A 5,276-nucleotide genomic window follows, 5' to 3' on the forward strand; every position below is an offset into this window, starting at 1 on the left:
AACTCCACCTCGCAGCCCCCGACATCTGACCAGACGACACACACAACACCGGAGCCGAAGTCAACCCCCGAAGGACTTCGAGCACGGACCACTAAGCGATTGATCTTGCTGGCTACTCAGTCTGTGTGGGCTGGAGGACCTGGTCCTGGCGGCGCTGGCGGAGGTCGACTTCCTCCGGGGTGAGCGGATCGTCTGGCCGCCGGATGCGGACTCGGCGGGGGCGGGGGATGTCGTCGACGTCCTGAAGGTCGGCGAAGTCGGCGCGGGCCGCCGCGACGGCTTCGGGGTACGCCTCCTTCTTCTCGTGTTCGGCGAGTGCGCGGTAGATGCTCGCGACGCTGGGGGCCTGGCCCTTGCGCTTGCCGGTGGGGATGATCAGGTCGGGCTGGATCTGCTCGACCGACTCGCCGTTCGCGCGGCGCCTCAGCACGGTGTGCAGCATGTCGTCGGTGATGACGGGTGGCCGGCCGCCGTGTTTGCCCTTGCGGGCCGCCGCGTCGAGTCCTTCGAGGGTCGACTCCCGGATGTTCTCCCGCTCGGTCTCCGCCATCGCCGCGAAGAACGCGAACAGCAGTCGGCCCGGCCCGCTGGGGTCGTACATCCCTGGCAGGGGCCCGGCGAGTATCTCCAAGACCAGGCCGTGGGCAGTGAGGTGGTCGGCGAGCGCGGTGAGTTCGGCGGCGTCGCGGCCCAGGCGCTTCATCTCGTACACGGTGAAGATGACCCGGCAGTGCGGGGCGTGGGCCTTGATCTGGCGGGCGAGCGCGGCCTCGAACTGGGGCCGGACGCGAACACGGGTGCTGATCTTCTCGGAGAACACTTTGTCGCGCGGGATGCCGTGCTTGGCCAAGGCGTCGAGCTGCGACTGGAGTCGAACCGAACCGGTGCTTCGCGATCGCCGGGCCGCCGTCTTGGATCTTGCTCGGGCAAAGGACCGTTTATGAGAATCGGGGCAGGGGACCGCGCTGCGCCATCCCGGAGAAACGGGACCAGGCCGCCGCCCACTGGAAGAAGATCGTGCGCCTCGCCTTTCCCGGCAGGCGCTGACAGGCGAATACCGACACACGCCAAGGTGGCGTTAGGCGGGCTGCGGGGCGGGCGTTGCCGGAGCGGCCGCGACCTTGCGGGTCTCGCGCATTATCAGCAGGCCGTTGACCACCATCAGTGTCGCGGTCAGGCAGTGGACGCCGAGCGCGGTGGCCACGGAGCCGTGGTGGGCCAGCACGGTGGTCATGTCGCCGTACGCGGCGAGGGCCTCCACCAGCAGCGCCCAGCCCAGCGCCCGGCGGTGGCCCGTCACCAGCAGGGTGCCCAGGACCAGGGCCAAGACGACGTCGCGGATTCCCTTGATGATCAGGAAGCCGTCGCCGTCGTCGGACGGCCAGCTCGGCAGGCCGAAGCCCGGTGCCGTCGTCTCCGGGCTCAGGATGAACTCCGCCCCGAACCAGAGGATGAAGAGGATGAAGGCGGCGGCCAGGACGGTGTTGATCTTCTTCAGCGACATTGTTCTTTTCCTTGCGAGTCTTCGTCGGCTTGGTGAGCTTCGTGGAGCTTGCTGAGTCGTGTGGGGCCTGATCAGGCCGCGCGGACGCGGCTGATCGAGGGGCGTAGTTTGTCGGGATCGCCGTTGTGGGATCTGAGCGGCAGCTGCATTCCCGGATGTCGGGATTTCGGTGGCCAACTGCCGCCCGGGGAGTGGGGATTGTGCGCCACCGGCGCGGCGTCGGCCCGCGGGGTCAGTAATCCGAAGCCCTGTCGGGCTCACCCCGACGGGGCGAAAGCCGTCGATATAACGGGGCGAATCAGTGCATGTCGGGGCGGCTTTGGTATCAGGCGAGGGCGGCGACCAGCAGGGCGAAGGCGGCGATGATGACGGCGACGCGGACGTAGTGGAAGCGTTCCCAGCGGTTCATCTGCTGCTTCCAGTCGGCGGGCCGGTTGTCAGGGGTCCACGTCTTGTTCCGGTTGTTGATCGGGACGAGCAGCAGAATCGACATGATCACGCTGAGGATCAGTAGTGCGGCGGCGGTGACGACGAGGCCGGTGCCTTGGTGGTGCCATCCGGCGATGGCCCAGAGCGCGGCGAGGACGAGTGAGCTGATGTACCAGACCGGCATCACGGCGCCGAGCATCCGGCCCCCGTGGGCATGGCCGAGTTGGCCGCTGTCCTCGGGGAGTGCGTTGAGGATCGGGTTCATGACGAAGGCGACCGAGAACTCCACCCCCACCATCACGCCGACGACCACGGTGGTGACGACCTCAAGTGCATTGAGCATGATGACCCTTCCTAGTGTCTAGCATCGCTAGGCGATAGGGCAACGCTAGTACTGCTGCCGCTCCGTTGTCTAGCGATGCTAGGATCGAATCATGTCGGTACAGGAACGCAAGCAGCGCGAACGGGCGGAGCGCGAGCGCCTCATCGTGGCGACAGCCCGCGAACTCGCCGAGCAGCAGGGCTGGGACGCGGTCACCACCCGCCGGCTCGCCGAGCGCATCGAGTACAGCCAGCCCGTCCTCTACAGCCACTTCCGCGGCAAGCGGGAGATCATCGGCGCCGTCGCCCTGGAGGGCGCTGCCGAGCTGGCCGCGGCGGTGCGTGCCGCGACCTCCGCCGCGGACGGCCCGCGCGAGCGGGTCGCCGCGCTCGCCCGCGCCTACCTCGACTTCGCCGCACGCAACCCGGCGGTCTACGACGCCTTGTTCCAGCTCGACGGCGGCCTGGCCTTCGCGGACGAGGACACCCCGGAACCTCTCAAGGACGCCTTCGCCGCGCTGCTGGAGAGCCTGGGCGAGGTCGCCGGGGACGGCGTCCACCCGGGGCTGTTCACCGAGGTGTTCTGGGCGTCCCTGCACGGCCTTGCGACCCTGACCCGGGCGGGACGGCTGCTGCCGGAGGCCGCCGCGCAGAGGGTGGAGCTGCTGGTGGACCGGCTCGCCGTGGTCTGACACACCGTCCCGGCGGGCACGCAGCCGGGGCCCTCGGGCCCCCGCCGCTGCCTGCCTGCGGCAACGCTTCCGGTCACCCGCGTCCACACGGCGCAGCCGCAGATCGCCGGGCCCCGTACCCCAGACGGTCACCCGCCCCGGAAGCTGCGATGCTCATTGATCACGACCCGATACGCGCCCTAACGCCGCGTCATTCGCCGGTGCCCTCGTCGTCCTCGTCGAGGTGGACGGTCGCCGGGTCACGCAGTGGGCGCAGGCCCTCGCGTGGCGGGCGGGCGGCGAAGCGGTAGCGGCCCAGGCAGTTGAGGTTGGCGTGCTTCAGCGGGGAGACCCGGGCCACGTCCTCGTCCAGGACGTCATGCTCCCGCTCCTCGGGCGGCAGGGCCCGCAGGTGGTCGACGGCGGCGTCGAGGTAGCACGTTGTCCAGAGCACGGCGGCATTGAGGACCAGGCCGAGCGCGCCGAGTTGGTCCTCCTGCCCCGTCCTGTATGCCTGCATGATCTGTCCGCGCTTGCCGTGGCAGATGTCGCGGGCGAGCTTGTGCCGTGACTCCTGGACGGTGAGCTGCCGGTTCATCTGGCGCCGGTAGGTGTCGTCGACCGGGTCGACGACCCGGAGCAGGTGCAGGGTCTTGGCGATGCGCCCGTACTCGGTGAACGCCTGGCCCAGCGGGGTCGGCCGCCCCTCGCGGCCGAACATCCGCAGCAGGTCGTACGCGCGGACCTGCCCGGTCACCAGTGAGCCGGTGACCCGCAGCATGTCCGGCCAGTGTGTGGTGACCTTGGTCAGGTTGACCTTGTTGCGGGCCAGGTCCTCCAGCGGCCCGTAGTCACCGGTCTCCACACCGGGCATCTCCGCCCGCCAGAACCGCTGGTCGCCCAGGTCCTTGAAGCGCGGCGAGAAGTTGTAGCCCAGCATCGTGAACAGGCCGAACACCATGTCGGAGTACGAGGCGTTGTCGGTGGCGACCATCTCCGGCTTCACCCCGGCATCCAGGTTCAGCAGCGCGTCCAGGATGTGCAGGGAGTCGCGCGGCGTGCCCGGCACGACCAACTGCCCAATACCCGCGACCTGGTCATTTACTGCGTTCAGCCAGGTGATGCCGCGCTTGAAGTGGTAGTACTTCGGCGACGGCCCGGCGTGGATGGTCCGCTTCGGGACGACGAACCGCAGTCCGTCGACCGAGGCCGGCAGGCCCTCACCCCAGAACTTCACGATCGGCACCTTCGCCTGCGCCTCGATCAGCTTCGCGTTCGCCGCGGCGATGGTGTCCACCCGCAGGTAGTACTGATCGACGTGGACCAGTCGGGCCCGCGTGAGCGCCTCGTCCTCGGCGTCGATGACCGGCGTGTACCCGATGTTGCACGCCTCGCTCACGAGCGGCGCGACCAGCGAGGTCTTGATGTCCTCCATGCGCGTCCGGCCGTCGCCCAGGTGCACGAAGGCGTCCAGGAACCCGGTCCAGGAGTCGACCTCGAACAGCAGGTCTGGCAGGTCGATCTTCGGGAGCATCTTCGCGGTGGTCTGGCGCAGCCACTTCAATGAGGCGCTCTCGCCGAGTGCGCCGAGCCGGTCCACGTTCAGCTTCAACCTGCCGTTGGGCTGGATCTCGAAGCTGAGCTTCGCGTCCTGCCCAGCCTCCTCCAGGCGCTCCGCCATCAACTGCCAGGCTGCATCCAGCGCCTTAGAGCGACCGAGGATAGGCGTCATTTCAGGCGGCGGACTTCTGGCCGGGTCTCCCATCGATAGCGGTTGCGGGCCTGCTGGATCAGGCAGCGCACGGTGACGAACGCGGCGGCGAGGTAGAGGTAGAACTCGACGGTCTGGGTCGTGCGCTGGAAGCAGCGCCGGAGCTCGCCGTACCCGTTCATCCAGGAATGCGTGCGTTCGACCACCCAGCGACGCCCGACCTGGATGGGAGCCTTCACGCCCTTGACAGCGATCTCGCCGACAAGTCCGTGCTTCTCCAGTACCTGCGCGCACGGCTTGCCGTTGTACGCGGAGTCCAGGTGGATGGTGGGATTCTCCGGCAGAACAGGCCCGACCTGGTCGTTCACCGATTCCAGGGTGGGCTCGAGCAGTTTGGAGTCATGCCGGTTCGCGCCGGCAGCCGCCAGGCCGACCGGCACCCCCTCGCCGTCGGTGGCGACCGAACGCTTCAGCCCCTGCTTGCGACGGTCGACCGGCGAGGGACCGGCCGCCTCACCGTCGCACGGCGCCTTGGTGATGCCCCCGTCGGCGGACAGATCGTCCAGGTCGAGCCCGATCATCTTCTCGTAGGCGGCCAGCACCAGCCGATGCAGGACCTGGGCCAGACCCAGCCCGCTCC

The 5,276-nt window shown here is 68.6% G+C and carries 5 protein-coding genes and 1 pseudogene; 1 reads left to right on the top strand and 5 read right to left on the bottom strand.

The annotated features are described in order from the left end of the window. Nucleotides 1-112: 112 nt before the first annotated feature. The 3 genes from EFK10_RS45265 to EFK10_RS45275 form a co-directional block, all read right to left on the bottom strand. The gene (locus EFK10_RS45265; RefSeq protein WP_127361462.1) at nt 113-1,066 is read right to left on the bottom strand and encodes a recombinase family protein; all 954 of its coding nucleotides are present in this window, start codon (nt 1,064-1,066) and stop codon (nt 113-115) included. 12 nt (nt 1,067-1,078) lie between these two features. Continuing rightward, complete coding sequence (locus tag EFK10_RS45270) at nt 1,079-1,504, bottom strand: DUF4267 domain-containing protein (protein WP_127361463.1); 426 nt, start codon at nt 1,502-1,504, stop codon at nt 1,079-1,081. A 325-nt stretch (nt 1,505-1,829) separates the two neighbouring features. Next, nucleotides 1,830-2,276 (bottom strand): DUF1772 domain-containing protein, encoded by a 447-nt coding sequence (locus tag EFK10_RS45275; RefSeq protein ID WP_127361464.1) that lies wholly within the window; start codon nt 2,274-2,276, stop codon nt 1,830-1,832. A 91-nt stretch (nt 2,277-2,367) separates the two neighbouring features. Here EFK10_RS45275 and EFK10_RS45280 point away from each other — a divergent pair, with 91 nt between their 5' ends. Next, a complete protein-coding gene (locus EFK10_RS45280; RefSeq protein WP_127361465.1) occupies nt 2,368-2,946 on the top strand; it encodes a TetR/AcrR family transcriptional regulator in 579 nt (192 codons plus the stop codon). Between the two features lie 190 nt (nt 2,947-3,136). Here the strand turns inward: EFK10_RS45280 and EFK10_RS45285 are convergent. Further along, nucleotides 3,137-4,639: pseudogene (locus tag EFK10_RS45285) on the bottom strand (transposase); the annotation flags it as partial. Nucleotides 4,640-4,653: 14 nt separating this feature from the next. Beyond that, nucleotides 4,654-5,276 (bottom strand): transposase (locus EFK10_RS45290; protein ID WP_164836457.1); only part of this gene is annotated, 623 nt, incomplete at its 5' end.

This window comes from Streptomyces soli (genome assembly GCF_003999195.1).
Classification (GTDB): domain Bacteria; phylum Actinomycetota; class Actinomycetes; order Streptomycetales; family Streptomycetaceae; genus Actinacidiphila; species Actinacidiphila soli.